The organism is Streptomyces sp. NPDC048297, assembly GCF_043201585.1.
In the GTDB taxonomy this organism is placed as follows: domain Bacteria; phylum Actinomycetota; class Actinomycetes; order Streptomycetales; family Streptomycetaceae; genus Streptomyces.
Genome location: NZ_JBICZA010000002.1, coordinates 268,605 through 284,060, shown reverse-complemented (window position 1 = coordinate 284,060; position 15,456 = coordinate 268,605). Strand labels below are relative to the sequence as shown.

The 15,456-nt window shown below is 71.2% G+C and carries 13 protein-coding genes and 3 pseudogenes; 9 read left to right on the top strand and 7 right to left on the bottom strand.

Features of this window, described 5'->3' with window-relative positions:
* Positions 1-101 precede the first annotated feature (101 nt).
* Both ACGFYV_RS03265 and ACGFYV_RS03260 read right to left on the bottom strand, forming a co-directional pair.
* Entirely contained in the window at positions 102-1,493 is a 1,392-nt protein-coding gene (locus tag ACGFYV_RS03265; RefSeq protein WP_393876607.1) for a S1 family peptidase, read from the bottom strand.
* A gap of 210 nt (positions 1,494-1,703) precedes the next feature.
* On the bottom strand, positions 1,704-2,534 hold the full coding sequence (locus ACGFYV_RS03260) for an SAM-dependent methyltransferase (protein WP_393876606.1): 831 nt from the start codon (positions 2,532-2,534) through the stop codon (positions 1,704-1,706).
* Positions 2,535-2,731: 197 nt separating this feature from the next.
* Here ACGFYV_RS03260 and ACGFYV_RS03255 point away from each other — a divergent pair.
* Together ACGFYV_RS03255 and ACGFYV_RS03250 are read left to right on the top strand one after the other, a co-directional pair.
* Positions 2,732-3,169: pseudogene (locus ACGFYV_RS03255) on the top strand (pyridoxal phosphate-dependent aminotransferase); the annotation flags it as partial.
* Between the two features lie 93 nt (positions 3,170-3,262).
* Positions 3,263-3,652, top strand: coding sequence for a PPOX class F420-dependent oxidoreductase (locus ACGFYV_RS03250; protein ID WP_393876605.1), 390 nt, complete (start codon positions 3,263-3,265; stop codon positions 3,650-3,652).
* 72 nt (positions 3,653-3,724) lie between these two features.
* Here ACGFYV_RS03250 and ACGFYV_RS03245 read toward each other — a convergent pair whose 3' ends face one another.
* A complete protein-coding gene (locus tag ACGFYV_RS03245; RefSeq protein ID WP_393876604.1) occupies positions 3,725-4,141 on the bottom strand; it encodes a Zn-ribbon domain-containing OB-fold protein in 417 nt (138 codons plus the stop codon).
* Between the two features lie 194 nt (positions 4,142-4,335).
* The gene (locus ACGFYV_RS03240) at positions 4,336-5,130 is read right to left on the bottom strand and encodes a TetR family transcriptional regulator (protein WP_393876603.1); all 795 of its coding nucleotides are present in this window, start codon (positions 5,128-5,130) and stop codon (positions 4,336-4,338) included.
* A gap of 230 nt (positions 5,131-5,360) precedes the next feature.
* Here ACGFYV_RS03240 and ACGFYV_RS03235 point away from each other — a divergent pair, with 230 nt between their 5' ends.
* From ACGFYV_RS03235 to ACGFYV_RS03205, 7 genes and pseudogenes are all read left to right on the top strand, one after another.
* Complete coding sequence (locus tag ACGFYV_RS03235; RefSeq protein ID WP_393876602.1) at positions 5,361-6,461, top strand: substrate-binding domain-containing protein; 1,101 nt, start codon at positions 5,361-5,363, stop codon at positions 6,459-6,461.
* 193 nt (positions 6,462-6,654) lie between these two features.
* Positions 6,655-7,104: pseudogene (locus ACGFYV_RS03230) on the top strand (ABC transporter substrate-binding protein); the annotation flags it as partial.
* On the top strand, positions 7,080-7,970 hold the full coding sequence (locus ACGFYV_RS03225) for an extracellular solute-binding protein (RefSeq protein ID WP_393876739.1): 891 nt from the start codon (positions 7,080-7,082) through the stop codon (positions 7,968-7,970). The pseudogene ACGFYV_RS03230 and the gene ACGFYV_RS03225, both read left to right, overlap by 25 nt.
* Positions 7,971-8,237: 267 nt before the next feature.
* Positions 8,238-9,092, top strand: a complete 855-nt coding sequence (locus tag ACGFYV_RS03220) for a carbohydrate ABC transporter permease (RefSeq protein WP_393876738.1) — start codon at positions 8,238-8,240, stop codon at positions 9,090-9,092.
* The gene (locus tag ACGFYV_RS03215; protein ID WP_393876601.1) at positions 9,089-10,054 is read left to right on the top strand and encodes a carbohydrate ABC transporter permease; all 966 of its coding nucleotides are present in this window, start codon (positions 9,089-9,091) and stop codon (positions 10,052-10,054) included. The genes ACGFYV_RS03220 and ACGFYV_RS03215 overlap by 4 nt, the downstream gene beginning before the upstream one ends.
* A gap of 53 nt (positions 10,055-10,107) precedes the next feature.
* The gene (locus ACGFYV_RS03210) at positions 10,108-11,085 is read left to right on the top strand and encodes a hydroxyacid dehydrogenase (protein WP_393876737.1); all 978 of its coding nucleotides are present in this window, start codon (positions 10,108-10,110) and stop codon (positions 11,083-11,085) included.
* 119 nt (positions 11,086-11,204) lie between these two features.
* The gene (locus tag ACGFYV_RS03205) at positions 11,205-12,053 is read left to right on the top strand and encodes a hypothetical protein (protein WP_393876600.1); all 849 of its coding nucleotides are present in this window, start codon (positions 11,205-11,207) and stop codon (positions 12,051-12,053) included.
* Here the strand turns inward: ACGFYV_RS03205 and ACGFYV_RS03200 are convergent.
* The 3 genes and pseudogenes from ACGFYV_RS03200 to ACGFYV_RS03190 all read right to left on the bottom strand — a co-directional run.
* A pseudogene (locus ACGFYV_RS03200) lies at positions 12,040-13,545 on the bottom strand (polysaccharide lyase 8 family protein); the annotation flags it as partial. The gene ACGFYV_RS03205 and the pseudogene ACGFYV_RS03200 overlap by 14 nt on opposite strands.
* A 103-nt stretch (positions 13,546-13,648) precedes the next feature.
* Entirely contained in the window at positions 13,649-14,029 is a 381-nt protein-coding gene (locus ACGFYV_RS03195) for a hypothetical protein (protein ID WP_393876599.1), read from the bottom strand.
* Positions 14,030-14,457: 428 nt separating this feature from the next.
* Positions 14,458-15,399: a MurR/RpiR family transcriptional regulator gene (locus ACGFYV_RS03190; RefSeq protein WP_393876598.1), complete on the bottom strand. Its 942-nt coding sequence runs from the start codon at positions 15,397-15,399 to the stop codon at positions 14,458-14,460.
* Positions 15,400-15,456: the final 57 nt, after the last annotated feature.

Genomic DNA, 15,456 nt, shown 5'->3' with positions numbered 1-15,456 from the left:
CCCGCGCCACCGTTCTCGTCAAAGACTTCCCGGCCCGCGTAGCCACCCCTGTCGAACGCGGTGCGGGCCCTCCTTTTCCGTGCGCGTTTTCGCGCGCGCGGTCATCCCCAGGTCGCCGAGTAGTACCGCTGGTACGCCTTGCGGTCCCGCTCCGCCCGGATGTAGCGCGTCGCGACGAGGGCGATCAGGCTGCCCGCGATGACGAGCAGTCCGGGACCGATGTTCCGGGTGTCCGTGAGCCGTGCCAGCAGCGTCCGGCCCTGAGTGGTGCCCGTCACGGGCGCCGGGGAGCCGGGGGAGGCGGCGCTCGGAGTCATCGCGCTCTGCGCGGCCGAGGCCGTGGAGTCGGGGGCGGGGGAGGTGGTCCCGGTGTCGCCCGGGGTCCGGGCGGCGACGAGGAGACGGACGTTCAGCGCCGTCAGCGCCTTGGTCACCGGCTGGAAGAACGTCGTTCCCCCCGTGGTGCAGTCGCCGTTGCCGCCCGAGGTGACGCCGAGCGCGACACCGTCGGAGAACAACGGACCGCCGCTGTCGCCCGGTTCGGCGCACACGTCGGTCTGGATCAGTCCGGTGACCGTGCCCTCCGGATAGTTCACGGTCGCGTCCAGCCCCGTCACCTGACCGTCGTGCAGCCCGCTCGTGCTGCCGCTGCGGAACACCCGCTGCCCCACCGCCGGATCGGCCGCCCCGGTGATCAGCACGCCCTTGCCGCCGCCGATCGCGACGATGTCCGCGCCGTCACCGGCCCTCCCGGAGTCGTACCGGACCAGCGAGAAGTCGCTGCCGGGGAAGGCGCTGTCCACCGTCTGCCCCAACTGCCGCTCGCCCCGGCCGTTGGCGAACCAGACGGATCCCGACGGCCCGCAGTGGCCGGCCGTCAGGATGAAGTCCCTCTGCCCGTCGGTGACGTTGAAACCCGCCGAACAGCGCCCGCCCGTCGACAGGATCGGCTGAGCCCCGTTCAGCCGCGTGGTGAACGTGCCCTTCGTCCGCTCCATGTGCACGAAACCGCCGATATCTGTGGCAACTTGGGTCATCCGGGACCAGTCGCCCGCCGACACCGTGCGGTCCGCGAGGACGACGACGCGGTTGGCGCGATAGTCCACCGACCACGCGGTGCCGGCCACCCGCGGCGCCGAACGCAGCGTGGCGGTGGCCGACTTCAGCTCGTCCATGCTGTGGTCCACGACCTTCGCCACCGCCCCGGCCCGCCGCACCTGCGCCGCGGCCTCCGGGCCGGTGACCGCCACGACCGGCCGGCCGTCGGCGCCGATCCAGCTGCCCGCCGTCCGCGCGGTGCCGAGCCTCGCCACCAGGGCGGCACTCGTGTCACCGGCTGTCCCCGCCGAACCGGTCGTCCGCGCCGACGTGGCCGGGGTCGGGGTCTCGCTCGCCATGGCCGCCTGGGCGACCATGGCACCTCCCAGTAGGAGTCCGCCGACCGCCGCGAGCCGTGTCACTCGCCGGACGACCCGCCGTCGTACGTGCCTCATGCATGGCTCCCGAACCCCGAACGCGCGCTGCCCCTGCCGGCACCGCGGGGCCCTCCGCTCACCGGGCACCCGGCCACTACTACGGAGCCGGGGCCGACGGCGTTCACCGGCGGGGTTCACCATGGGCGTACGCCGACGGCCTTCACCGGCGACGGCAGGGCACCGGGGCCACCCGGCCCCCTCCCGCGCGCCGCCGGTGAGTGCGTCCCGTCAGGCCTTGCGCGCCACCCCGCCGAACATGGCGACCTCCTCCGGCTCGCCGTCCTGCTCACCCTCCGGGCGCCAGCGCGAGCAGGACACCACACCCGGCTCCAGAAGCTCGAAGCCGTCGAAGAACCGCGTGACGGTCTCAGGGGTGCGCTGGGTCAGCTTCGGAGTGCCGTGCTCGTTCCAGAACTTGACCGCCTCGTCCACGTCCGGCATCGAGGGGCTGGTGATGGTGTGCGACAGCACCAGGTGGCTGCCGGCGGGCAGCCGGTCCATCAACTGCCGCACCAGGGCGTACGGGTCCTCCTCGTCGCCGATGAAGATGACGACGCCGAGCAGCATCAGCGCCACCGGCTTGCTGAAGTCCAGGATCGTCGACGCGTGTTCGAGGATCGCGTCGACGTTGCGCAGGTCCTCGTCGAGGTAGTCGGTACGGCCCTCGGGCGTGCTGGTGAGAAGGGCACGGGCGTGCGCGAGGACGAGCGGGTCGTTGTCGACGTACACGATCCGCGCGTCCGGCGCGATGCGCTGGGCCACCTCGTGCGTGTTGTCGGCGCTGGGCAGCCCGGTGCCGACGTCCAGGAACTGCCGAATGCCCACCTCGCTGACCAGGTGGTTCACGGCACGGCCCAGGAACAGGCGGTCGGCGCGGGCGTACTCGCCGATACCCGGGTGCAGTTGGCGGATCTGGTCGCCGGCCGCGCGGTCGACCTCGTAGTTGTCCTTGCCGCCGAGCCAGTAGTTCCAGATCCGGGCGGTGTGCGGCTGGCTGGTGTTGATGCGGGCGCGCAGTGACACGGCCACGTCGTTCGTGGCGGCCGAGTTGTCGGTCACGTGGGTCAGCTCCTGGATGCCGGAAGGACTGGGACAGGGACAGGGACATCGTGCAACGGGGCGTCGTTCAAGACATCGTTCAAGACGCAATCTAGACGCCCGAGTTGATCTCTGCCGCTCGACCCGACAATCCGTGCCCGGAGCGGGCCACGACCAGCGGCGGGCGGCGGCGCCCCCACGCCGCCCGGTCGTGCCCCGGCCTCAAGGCCGCGCTGGCCCTCGCCGGACCCGAGTCCGCCGCCGACCTCGCCCGGATGCCCGAGGAGGTGGGGCACGGGGCCAGCCATGCCGGCGTCATCGCCCACACCGCCGCCCTGAGCGAGGCCACCGGCTGGCTGGACGCCCTGCTGGCCGGCCTCGACGCCAACCGGCACCTGCTCGGCGACCTGCTCGCCGAGCACCTGCCCGCGATCCGCCACCGCCCCGCCGAGGCCACCTACCTCGCCTGGCTGGACTGCCGGGCCCTCGGCCTCGGTGACGACCCGGCCACGGCCTTCCTGGACCGCGGACGCGTCGCCCTCAGCCCCGGCATCCCCTTCGGCACCGGCGGCGCCGGGCACGTACGCCTCAACCTGGGAACCTCGCCCGAGATCCTCACCGAGGCGGTACGGCGCATGGCGAAGGCACTGGGCTGAACGGCCCGGCCCGGTACGGGGCATGGGTACGGGGCATGGGTACGGGGGCACGGTCCCCCACGGCCGCGGCGTGCCGCCTCCTAGACTGCGCACATGGATGACGACACGCGCCTGGCCGGGCTCGGCGCCGGCAAGTACCTGCTGGTCACCAGCTACCGCAAGGACGGCACGCCCGTCGCCACCCCGGTGTGGGTCGTACGGGACGGCGACGGTCTCGGCGTGTGGACGACCTCCGACAGCTGGAAGGTGAAGCGGATCCGGCGCCGCTCCGACGTCCTCGTCGGCCCCTGCGACCTGCGTGGCCGCCCCACCGGTGACGGGACCCCGGCCACCGCCGAGATCACCGACGCGGCCACCACCGCCCGCTACCGCTCCCTCATCGCCCGCAAGTACGGCATCGTCGGCCGCCTCACCCTGCTGGGCAGCAGGCTGCGGCGGGGCCTGGACGGCACCGTCGGGATCCGGGTGACCCTGAAGCCTTGATGCCCTGATGCCGGCCCGACTCCTCCGAGGGCGGCGCCAGTTCCGCACAGGCCCGGGGAGCGTGAGCCGCGATCAGGTCCAGGCGCGGTACGGCTCGTCGACCAGCTGGAAGACCGGCTCGCCGCGGACCGTGTCCTTGGCCGTGGACAGGCGCACGCGGTCGCCGCTGTGGATACCGACCGGCGGCCCCATGACACGGCCGCGCACGACGAAGCCCTCGCTCATCTCGATCAGGGAGACGTTGCGCGCGGCGGGCGTGTTCCGGTGCACCACGGTGGAGTGGCGGACCGTGCCGGTGCCCTCGCTGCGCTCCGTGCGCAGCTCGCTTCCCTGGCACACGGGACACAGCAGCCGGTGGTACATGGCCGTGCCGCACCAGGTGCAGCGCTGGAAGTGGATGGCGTCCCTGGAGTCCGCGTGAGCCGGGTCGAGGAGACCCGTCGCGAAGCCGGCCGCCGGAAACGAGACGCCTGCTGAGTGGTGGTACACGCTGTTCAACTCCCTGCGCTCGGCCGGAATCCCACGTGCGGGTGCGAACCGCGCACGTGTGTGCCCGGTTGTCGTGCCTCCGTGCACGTCGACAGAGTATGGCACTCAGTGTCACTCGTAAAGGCACTGCGTACCCCGAATCTGTGGAGTTTCCGGGGTGAGGGCTCCCTTGTGAGGAGATCCGGTGCGGGAGGTCAGCCGCGGCCCACCGTGGACTCGAACTCCTGCACCACGCGCCACAGCGGAGCGTCCCGCCGGGTGACGAGCACGACCACGTCGTCCGGGAGTTCGGCGGTGCGGTGGGTGTCGGAGGCGGAGGCGGAGGCGGAGGTGGAGCCGGGGACGGGTGCGGGTGCGGGTACTGCGGCGGGTACGGAGGCGGAGACCGCGCGCGCCGACGGGGCGAACGCGCTCTGCACATAGCCGAGGGCATGATCCGCCGTGGCGGCGGCGTCACCCTTGCCGTCCGAACGCAGCCAGGAACGCAGGGCGTTGTTGTGCGCGGCGACGACCGCGGCGGCGATCATGTCCGCGCGCAGGTTCCCGTCGGGCCGGCCGGAGAAGCGCCCCCGGAGGTACTGGGCGAGCGCGCGCTCGTAGCGCCACACCACCGACAGTTCGTAGGCGCGCAGCCCCGGCACCTTCTTGGTGAGGCGGTAACGCTGCACGGAGAAGGTGGGGTTCTCCGCGTACATGAGGAACACCAGCCGCGCCGCGTCGCACACCCGGCGCACCGGCTCGGCGTCCTCGGGACTCCCGGCCAGGAACGCGGTCATGTCGGCGAGGCATCGCTCGTGGTCGGGGAAGACCACGTCGTCCTTCGAGGGGAAGTAACGGAAGAAGGAGCGGCGCCCGACCCCCGCCAGGGCCACGATGTCGTCCACGGTCGTCTCTTCGTAGCCGCGTTCCACGAAGAGCTGGAAAGCCGCCGCGACCAGGGCGTCCCGCATCGGCGGCTTCTCGGTCGGTTCCGCGCTGCTGGAGCTCATGAACGGGAACGTAGCACCCGGGACGCCCTCATGACACTCAGTGCAGTCATCGCCCGGAAGGTGGGGAACTGAGTGCTGTGCAAACGCTCATTCGGTCACGTGCGTGCGCATGCGTCCGCACTCGTCCGGGCGCCGGCCCTCACCCCGGTTCGATCGAATTGATTGGAAACGATCGATACGATTGTGTGCGTAGAGTAAGCCACTCGGGACCACTGCCCCAGGGGGAGCCCATGCGACTGCACGTCGACCAGCGCCACGAGCGGGTGCTCGAACTCGTCAGGGAGCGGGGCAGTATCCGCGTCGCCGAACTGGCGGCGGAACTCGGGGTGTCCGCAGTCACTTCGAGGCGTGATGTGGAGACCCTGGCGGGTCAGGGCCGGGTGCAGCGGCTGCACGGCGCCGTGGTCTGGCCGGGGGACGGCGAACCCGCCCCCGAGCGCCGGCCCGAGTCCGCCGAGGGCATCGTGATCGGGATGATCGTGCCGACCACGAACTACATCTTCGCCGAGATCGTGCGGGGCGCCCGCGAGGCCGTCGGGGCCCTGGGCGGCCGGCTGGTCCTCGGCGTCTCCGGCTATGTCGACACCGAGGACCCCGTGCAGGCGGAACACCTGGTCGCGGGCGGTGCCCAGGGGCTACTGGTGGCGCCCAGCTGGTTCGGCGGCGTTCCCGCGGACGGCCAGGAGAAGTGGCTCATGGAGTGCCCGGTGCCCACGGTCCTGGTCGAGCGCTCCGCACTGCCCGGCAACCCCGCCGCCGAGCTCGACCGGGTCCGCACCGACCGCGCCCAGGGCGCCGCCGTCGCCGTCGGCCACTTCGCCGCCCTCGGACACCGGCGCATCGCCGCCGTCCTCCAGGAAGGGCCCCACGCCGACCAGATCAGCGCGGGCTTCGAGGCCGCCGTGCGCTCGCGCGGCATCCACGTCGACACCGACGCCCCGAGCGTGCGCGAGCACGGCGACTACGACGCCTCCGTCGAGTATCTCGTCCAGGCCGTCCGCAAGCGCGGCGTCACCGCCGCCCTCGTGCACAGCGACGAGGACGCGATCGTGCTCGTGCCCCGCCTCCAGGCGCGCGGTGTGCGCGTCCCCGACGACCTCGCGCTCATCGCGTACGACGACGAGGTCGCCGGACTCGCCGACGTCCCGCTCACCGCGATCGCCCCGCCCAAGCGCTCGGTGGGCGAACTCGCCGCGAAGCTGCTGCTGCGCCGCATCGCCGAGCGGACGGGGGCCGAGCCGGTGAGCCCGCGACAACACCTCGACCTGCTCCCGGAGTTGCGGATCCGCAACTCGTGCGGGGGTGGCACGGCGGGCGTCGGCGACTCCTGAGCCGGAGGCTCCACCGCCCTTGAGCCGGATGCTCCACCGCTCTTGAGCGGGGACGCTCCACCGCCGCGAGCGAACCGATCGTATAGCGATCGTTTTGATTATTTCGCGCGAACGCTCTTGGCGTTGATCGTGTGTGCGCAAAAGATGTCCAGCGACCGCCTCTTCCCGTACGAGGTCTCGTAGGAGCCGTGCCATGACGCGTACGTCACGTTCGTTCCGGATAGCCGCCACCGCCGCCGTCGCCGCGCTGGGCCTGCTCGCCACCGCCTGCGGCGGCGGCGACGGTTCGGCAGACGCGGCGTCGGACGGCAAGCCGGAGACCATCGACTACTGGACGTGGACCCTCGGCGCCAAGTCGACCGTCCACGCCTTCAACAGGACGCACAAGGACGTCAAGGTCCGGTTCACCGAGATCCCCAGCTCCACCGAGGGCTACAGCAAGCTGGCCAACGCCGTGAAGGCGGGCAACGCGCCCGACGTGGCCACGATCGAGTACCAGATGGTCCCCGAGTTCGCCAGCCAGGGCAATCTGGTCGATCTGACCAAGTACGCCGGTGAAACGGTCAGGACGAAGTTCCCGAAGCCCGTCCAGTCCCTGGTGACCTTCGGCGGCCGTACCTGGACCGTCCCCTACGACGTGGCGCCGCAGCTCTACTACTACCGCACCGACCTGTTCAAGAAGTACGGCATTACGGCATCACCGTCCCGAAGACCTGGGACGAGTTCCGCAAGGCCGCCGAGAAGGTCAAGAAGAAGGACAAGGACGTCCGCCTGGCCTCCTTCCCGAAGAGCGACGCGAGTCAACTCGCCGCCTTGGCCTGGCAGGCCGGCGGCAAGTGGTTCGGCATCAAGGGCGACGCCTGGTCGACGGGCGTCAACGACGCGGCCACCAAGAAGGTCGCCGCCTACTGGGACGGCCTCGTGAAGGACGACCTCGTGCAGACCTTCACCGCCTACACCCCCGAGGAGACCAAGGCCCGCGCGTACGGCACCACTCTCTCCTACCTCGGCGCCTCCTGGTCGGCCGGCGGCATGAAGACCGCCCTGCCCGACCTCAAGGGCGAGTGGGCCGCGGCCCCCATGCCCAACTGGGGCACCGCCGCCAGCGGCAACCTCGGTGGCAGCTCGTACGGCGTCCTCAAGGGCAGCAAGCACACCGAGGCCGCCACCGAGTTCATCACCTGGCTGACCACCAACAAGGCCGGTGTCGAGGCCCGGCTCGCCGACCTCGAGTCGCCCAGCAGCGCCCTGCCCGCCGACCTCGACATGCGCAAGGTCGCCGCCGCCAAGTTCGACACGTCCTACTTCAACGGCCAGGACCTGTACGCCCTCGCCTCCCAGCAGGCCGGGACCATCGTGCCCGGCTGGACCTGGGGTCCCGACCAGATGGACGTCTACACCGCCATCCAGGACGCCACCGCCAAGTCCGGCTTCACCGCGGGCGTCGATGCCGGCGAGCAGAAGGCCAGGTCCGGCATCAAGGACCGCGGCCTCAAGCTCGCCGAGTGACCCGCGTCGTCGTGACGCGGTCCGCGTGACCACACCGAATGACCCAGGCCGTACGACGGCCGACGAGCACCCGGCGGGAGGGGTGAGGGCGCGACGCCGGTACCGGCAGCGCCCCGCCCCTCCCGCCGCTCCGACCGTGAAGGAGCCGTAGTGGCAGAGTCCCTGGCCCGCACCGCCGGTCCGCCGGACGCAGCCCGCCGCGTCCGGGCCGGGTCGAGCGGCACCGGGCGGTCCAGGCGCGGTCAGCGCCGGGCCGCCGCCCTGCTGATCACCCCGTTCTTCGTCCTGTTCGCCGCCGTCATGGTCGCGCCCATCGGCTACGCCCTGTGGATGAGCCTGTTCCGGGAACGTTCCTCCGGGCTCGGATTCGGCGGCACCCAGCGGGTGTTCGCGGGGCTCGCCAACTACACCGGCGCCCTCTCCGACGCGGGCTTCCGCGCCTCCTTCATCCACATCGCGCTCTACTGCGCCCTCTACATCCCGTTGATGATCGGCGTCTCCCTGGCCCTCGCCCTGCTCCTCGACTCCGCCCTCGCCCACGCGAAGCGGTTCTTCCAGCTCGCGCTCTTCCTGCCCCACGCGATCCCCGGACTGATCGCCTCGATCATCTGGATCTACCTCTACACACCAGGTCTGAGCCCCGTGATCGACTGGATCCACGGGGCGGGCGGCAGCTGGGACTTCTACGCGAACGACCACGTCCTGCTCTCCATGGTCAACCTGTCCGCCTGGCAGTGGACCGGCTACAACATGGTCATCTTCTACGCCGCCCTCCAGGCCGTACCGCGCGAAGTGATCGAGGCGGCCGTCATGGACGGAGCCGGCGCACTGCGCACCGCCGTGCGGATCAAGATCCCGATGATCGCCTCCGCGGTCGTCCTGACCGTCCTGTTCACCTGCGTCGGCGCGATCCAGATCTTCACCGAACCCAAACTGCTCAACCAGCGCGGAGCACCCTCGATCGACACCGAGTGGTCGCCGACCCTGTTCATCTGGAAGGCGGGATTCGTGCAGCACGACTACGGCCTCGCGGCAGCCGCCTCCCTGATGCTCGCCGCCCTCGGCGTCGCCCTCTCCCTCATCGTCACCCGGCTCGGAAACCGCTGGAAGGCCGCGGCATGACCACCCTGACCCGAAGCACCCGAAGCACCCGAAGCACCCGAAGCACCCGAAGCACCCGAAGCGCCCGGCCCTCCGACCCCACCACGGACACCCGTCCGGAGCCGGGCACCCGCCGGCGCCCCCCGGCGAACGTCCTGCTCTCCAAGGGCGTCGTCAACGGCCTGCTGCTGCTCGCCGCCTGCTACACCCTGATGCCCGTCAGCTGGCTGCTCATCGCCGCCACCAAGAACCACCGCGACCTCTTCGCCACCTCCGGCTTCGCCCTCGGCGACTTCAACCTCCTGCCCAACCTGCACCGCCTGTTCACCTTCAACGACGGCATCTACCTGCGCTGGTTCGGTAACAGCGTGCTCTACTCCGTGGTCGGCTCCGCCGCCTCCAGCCTCCTGTGTGTCGCCACCGGGTACGCCTTCGACAAGTACGACTTCAAGGGCAAGGAGAAGCTGTTCGCCCTGGTCCTCGGCGGCGTCCTCGTCCCGAGCACCGTCATCCAGCTGCCCATGTACCTGCTCGCCACCAAGGCCGGTGTCGTCAACACCTACTGGGCGCTGCTGCTGCCCGCCATGGTCAACCCGTTCGGCGTCTACCTGGCCCGCGTCTTCTCCGAGGGGTACGTCCCCGACGAGGTGCTGGAGGCCGCCCGTGTCGACGGCGCCGGGGAACTGCGCACCTTCGCCCGGATCGGACTGCCCATGCTCGCCCCCGGCTTCATGACGATCTTCCTGTTCTCCTTCACGGCCAGCTGGAACAATTTCTTCGGCGCGCTCGTCATGCTCGACGACGATCACCTCTACCCGGTCAACCTGGGCCTGTTCATGTGGAACAGCGTCACCCAGCAGCAACCCGAGTACTACGCGCTGGTGATCACCGGCTCGCTCGTCGCCGTACTCCCGCTGATCGCCGCCTTCGTCTGCCTGCAGCGCTTCTGGCGTTCGGGCCTGACCGCCGGTGCGGTGAAGTGAAGGTGCACGTGACCCACCCCCGCCCCGCCCCCCGCCCACGCACCGTCCTCGCCATGGGCAGCGACATCCACCGCACCCTGCTCTCCGACACCGCCCTCGACCGGCTGCACACGGTCGCCCGCGTCGATGCGACCACGACGTTCGCCGACGCGAGCCCGGCGCAGGCACGGCAACTCGCCCACGCCGAAGTGCTCTTCACCCACTGGGGCGCCCCCTCGCTCACCGAGGACGCCCTGCACCTGATGCCCAGGCTGCGAGCCGTCGTGCACGCGGCGGGCTCCGTCAAGCACCATGTCACCGACGCCGTCTGGAACCGCGGCATCACCGTGTCCTCCGCTGCCGCCGCGAACGCCCTGCCGGTCGCTGAATTCACCATCGCCGCCATCCTGTTCTCGGGCAAACGCGTCCTCGACACCGCCCGCGACTACGGCCGGGCCCGCCGACAGCCCGACCTGCTGCCGTACTTCAGGGGCCACGGCAACTACCGCCGCACGGTCGGAGTCGTCGGCGCCTCCCGCATCGGCCGCCGCGTCATCGAACTGCTGCGCCCCTTCGACCTGCACGTCCTCCTCCACGACCCCTACGTCGACCCCTCCGACGCCCGCGCCCTTGGCGCCGAGCCCGTCGGCCTGGACGAACTCGCCGCCCGGAGCCACGTCGTGACCATCCACGCCCCCGAACTCCCCGAGACCCGGCACATGTTCGACGCCCGGCGCATCGCCCTCCTCCAGGACGGCGCGACCCTCGTCAACACCGCCCGCGGCTCCCTGGTCGACACCGACGCCCTCACCGAGCACCTGCTCACCGGCCGGCTCCACGCCGTCCTCGACGTCACCGACCCCGACGTACCCCCCGCCCACTCACCCCTGTACACACTGCCGAACGTGCTCCTCACCCCGCACATCGCCGGCTCCCTCGGCAACGAACTGGGCCGTATGACCGACTGGGCCATCGACGAGGTCTCCCGCTACGCGCGCGGTCTGCCCTTCGCCCACGGTGTCGGCCCCGAGGAGCTGACGCGCTCCGCCTGAGACGGTCGTATCTCCGCCGGCCCGGCCCGCCGGTGAGCGCCGTCCGCCTGCGACGTAACCTTTCTGCACCACCGTCGCCACCCGGCGCCGCGCCCACCGGCCCGCCCGAGGAGATCTCCATGTCCGCCGACCGCTCCCGCCTGCTCTACGTCACCGACCTGGCGTATCCGGCCCGCGGGCGCCGTTACGGCGACGAGGACGTCTTCCTCACCTCCCGGCTGCGCGCCCGCTTCGACCTGGCGCTGTGCCACCCGCTGGACGCTGCCGCGCTCATGGACGGCTTCGACGCCGTCGTCGTCCGCAACAGCGGGCCCGTCCTCGGCTACCAGAAGGAGTACGACGCCTTCCGCGCCCGCGCGCTGAGCAGCGGCACCCTGGTCTACAATCCGCTCACCGGCAAGGCCGACATGGCCGGCAAGCAGTACCTGGTCGACCTGACCGCGGCGGGCTTCCCGGTCATCCCCACGGTCGACAGCGCCGCGGACCTGCACCGGCTGCCGCCGGCCTCGCGCTACGTGGTCAAGCCCAAGTTCGGCGCGGACTCCCTGGGGCTGCGGACCGTACCCGCCGGCCGGGTCGCCGACGCACCCGCCGCGGACGGCAGCGTCCTCGTCCAGCCCCGCGTCGACTTCACCCACGAGGTGTCGTTCTACTTCGTCGACGACGACTTCCAGTACGCCCTGTACGCCCCCGACCCCGAGCGCCGCTGGGAGTTGAGGCCGTACGCGGCGACCGCCGCCGACCTGGAGTTCGCGCGCCGGTTCATCGACTGGAACGGGCTCGGCCACGGCATCCAGCGCGTCGACGCCTGCCGCGCCCCCGACGGCGGCCTCCTGCTGGTCGAGCTGGAGGACCTCAATCCGTACCTGTCGCTCGACGCCCTCTCGGAGGAGGCCAGGGACGCCTTCGTGACCGCGCTGACGGCGTCCCTGACCCGGTTCGTCCGGGGGGCGGTCAGCCGAGCCTGACGGTGATCCGCTGGGTCGCGCCCGTCGTCCCGGTCAGATCCCCGAAGGTCAGCGTCAGCGACTTACCAGTGGCCGCCGAGGTGAGCGTGGCCGGAGCCTCGGTCACCGCGGCGACCGCCCGCCGTCACGTCAGGGTGAGACCCGTCCGCATACGCATCGGATCGCTCACGGCGATCACGGCGGTCCCGTCCTTCCTCTCACTGATCATCACGGAGCACGGATCGCTCGCGGTGAGCGTTCCGGCCGTTCCGCCGAACCAGAAGTTCACCGCGGTGAAGCCGAGCGAGCGCACGGCCACGCCCTGCCGGCTGTCCGTGTTGGCGAGCAGGGTCAGCCAGTGCGGGTTGGCGGCCCGTGCCCGCGTGTGCGCGGCCGTGGCACCCGGCATCAGCTGGTAGGCGTACGACGCGTTCGCCGGATCGGTGCCGTGGTCGACGTACATCGTCAGGTACGTGCGGTTCAGGACGGTCGCCGAACCGCCCTTGTTGATCGTGCTCCAGCTGCCGTCCCGGGCGTCGCGCAGCGCCCGCACGGTCGTCCCGCCCTCGAAGACGTAGCCGCCGTGCCCGCCGATGTGTGCCCAGCGGGCGTCGGTGAGCGTCCGCGACCACGGGTAGGAGACAGGCTCGGCCCTGCCGTCGACCGTGAAGGGGGCGCCGCCTGTCGGGCCGAGGTTGCGGTTCTCGAACGTCGTCTCCACGGCCGTCCCGTCGGTGCAGCCGATGCCGGCACCGAGGCAGACGACCGTGTCGTCCAGGAAGAACCACGACTTCTTCGCCACGAGCGTGGACTGCGGACCCTTGAGGTACTGCCCGACGGCGGCCCGCTGCCCGTCGGTGGCGCCGCCCACCCAGTTCACGTCCGGCTTCGCGGCACCCCAGTCGCCGCCCGCCGCGTCCGCCAGCGCCTTGCGCGAGACGGTCGTCCCGGGCAGCCGGTAGGGGTCGACGGTGGGCCAGAAGGCGTCGCTGTACTGGCCGTCCGTAGACCTGTCGGCCCACCAGTACAGCATTCCCGAACCGGTGTGCCAGCCGCGCAGGTTCTCGCCGTTGCCGGTCTCGTAGTACGTGATCCGGCGATCGGCCATGCTCAGCGAGGCCGCCCAGCCAGGCGCGCGGTGCGTGGCCCGCGCCATGCTCGGGAACAGCCGGTGCCCGGCAGGCTCCGCCACCGCCCGTACGGACGTGTCGTCGGCGACGCCCTTCAGCCGGGACAGATGAGGCAGGCTCAGCACCGGGTCGGCCAGCGGAGGACTGTAGCGGTCGCGCTCCATCCAGCCCTTCACCAGGCCCCGCCAGCGGGTGTTCTCCGCCGCGCTCGCGCCCTGCCCGAGCAGCACGATCGAGGCAAGGATCGGATGCCCGCGCAGGTGGTCGTCCTGCTGGATCCCCTTCGGGTCCGACGCCGTGAGCCCCCGGCTGATCGCCCGGCCCGCCACCGCGTCCATCACCAGGCCGTTGTGGAGGAACGGCGCCCGGGCGTGCTCCACCGCGCTCGCTCAGCCCGACCAACAACGTAGGGACGACTGAGGGCGGCCTGCCCGCCCGGCGGACGGTGTCGCTCAGCGGCCGGAACTGTCCGGTGGGCGGTGTCGCTCAGCGGCCGGTGCTGTGGGAGGCGAGCGCCTCGGAGACCGCGCGGACGCTGCGTGCGATGTGCTGGAGCTGCATGACCTCGGCGGCGTACAGCTTGATCGTGTGCTCGATCACCGACTCGGGCAGCCCGAGCACGGGCAGTTCGGCGCGCGCGGTCTGCAGGGCCGTCCGTGCCACGCGGATCTCCTGCTGGACCTGGATCTGCGCGTGCCGGGCGAGCAGCACGGGGTGCCGGATCAGGGCCGGGTAGCTGGAGTAGCGGGCCGGGATCAGGTCGCGCAGCCACTTGGTCGCCGAGCGTTCCCAGTCGTAGCTTCCGGGCGTCTTGACCTGGCAGGGCCAGTCGGGGCTGATGCGCGTGGTGGTCAGGGGCATGGCCATCGCTTCCGGTGTGCGTCGTCGTGGGGGTGGTCCGACGGGTTTGGGGCGGCCCCGGTCTAGGGGATGACCGGGGCCGCCACGGGCGCCTCGCCTGGGCGACGCGCCATCGGACACCCCGGGCACCGACGTGGGTAGGGGACGGCGGCTTCGGGTGTCCGTACAAGGGCCCCGGGCGTCAGGAACCGGCGCTGCGGGTGTGTGTGCGTGCGCATCGGCGGTCCGTCGGCTTTCTCGGGGCGGTCCGCGAGCGGTGGGCTCGCGGATGGGTGGAGTGCCCGGAGTCGGCCGGGCGCGATCCGTGAGCAGTATTTATATATGCCGTCGGCTTTGCAAGGCGTATGAAAACATTCATGCGTGCTTTATGGCGGATGATCCCCCTACGTGACGGCTCCCGGTCGGCGGTCCGAAGCGCTCACAGAGCTGGATCGTCAGTCCTTCAGGAAGAACTGCTGCTGGTCGGCGACCTGTTCGTACTTCTCCAGACGGCCCTGCGTGCGCTCGGGATCGGCGTCGGTCATGGCCTGGAGCAGTGCCGCGGCCATCACACCGGGCGCGGAGTAGGAGTCGAAGACCAGGCGGGAGCCGGTGCCGGAGGCGAAGACGGCGTCGGCCTCGTCGGCGAGCGGGCCGAGCGCCAGATCGGTGATCAGCGCGACCTTGAGACCCGCCTCGCGCGCGACCCGCAGCGCGGTCAGGGTCTCCTGCGCGTGCCGCGGCATCGCGAACGCCAGCACCCAGGTGCCGCCGGCCTCGCGGGACTGCAGCAGCGCGTCGTAGGCCACGCTGCCGCCCCGGGTCACGAGCCGCACATCGGGGTGGATACGGCGGGCCGCGTAACCGAAGTACTCGGCCAGCGACACCGAGATGCGCAGGCCCAGCACGGTCAGCGGGGTCGAGCGGGACAGCTCCCGGCCGATGTGGATCACCCGGTCGGGGTCGGCGAGGTCGCGGCGCAGGTTCTCCAGGTTCTCGATCTCGGCGTCGATGGCCGCCTGGAGCTCATTGGCGCGGTTCACCTCGCCCGGGGCGCCGGCCAGGGTCGACAGGGAGATCGACTGGAGCTTCTCCCGCAGCGCGGGGTAGCCGCTGAAGCCGACGGCCGCCGCGAAGCGGGTGACCGAGGGCTGGCTGACGCCGACGCGGTCCGCCAGTTCCGTGATCGACAGGAACGCTGCCTCGTTGATGTGCTCGATCAGGTACTGGGCGACACGGCGCTGCCCCGGGGACAGCCGGGGGCCGTCGAAGAGCTCTCTGAGCTGGGAGGTCGGCGCGGCCTCGACCTCCGGGGCGGTCTTGCCCGAAGTGATCGCCGATGCCTGGGCGCGTGCCTGCTGCGGTGAGGGTACTGGCCCGTCAACTTTGTCTCCCACGACCAATCAACATAGCTCACCCACCGCGGTGACCAGGGAGTTGTGATCCGCCGGCCG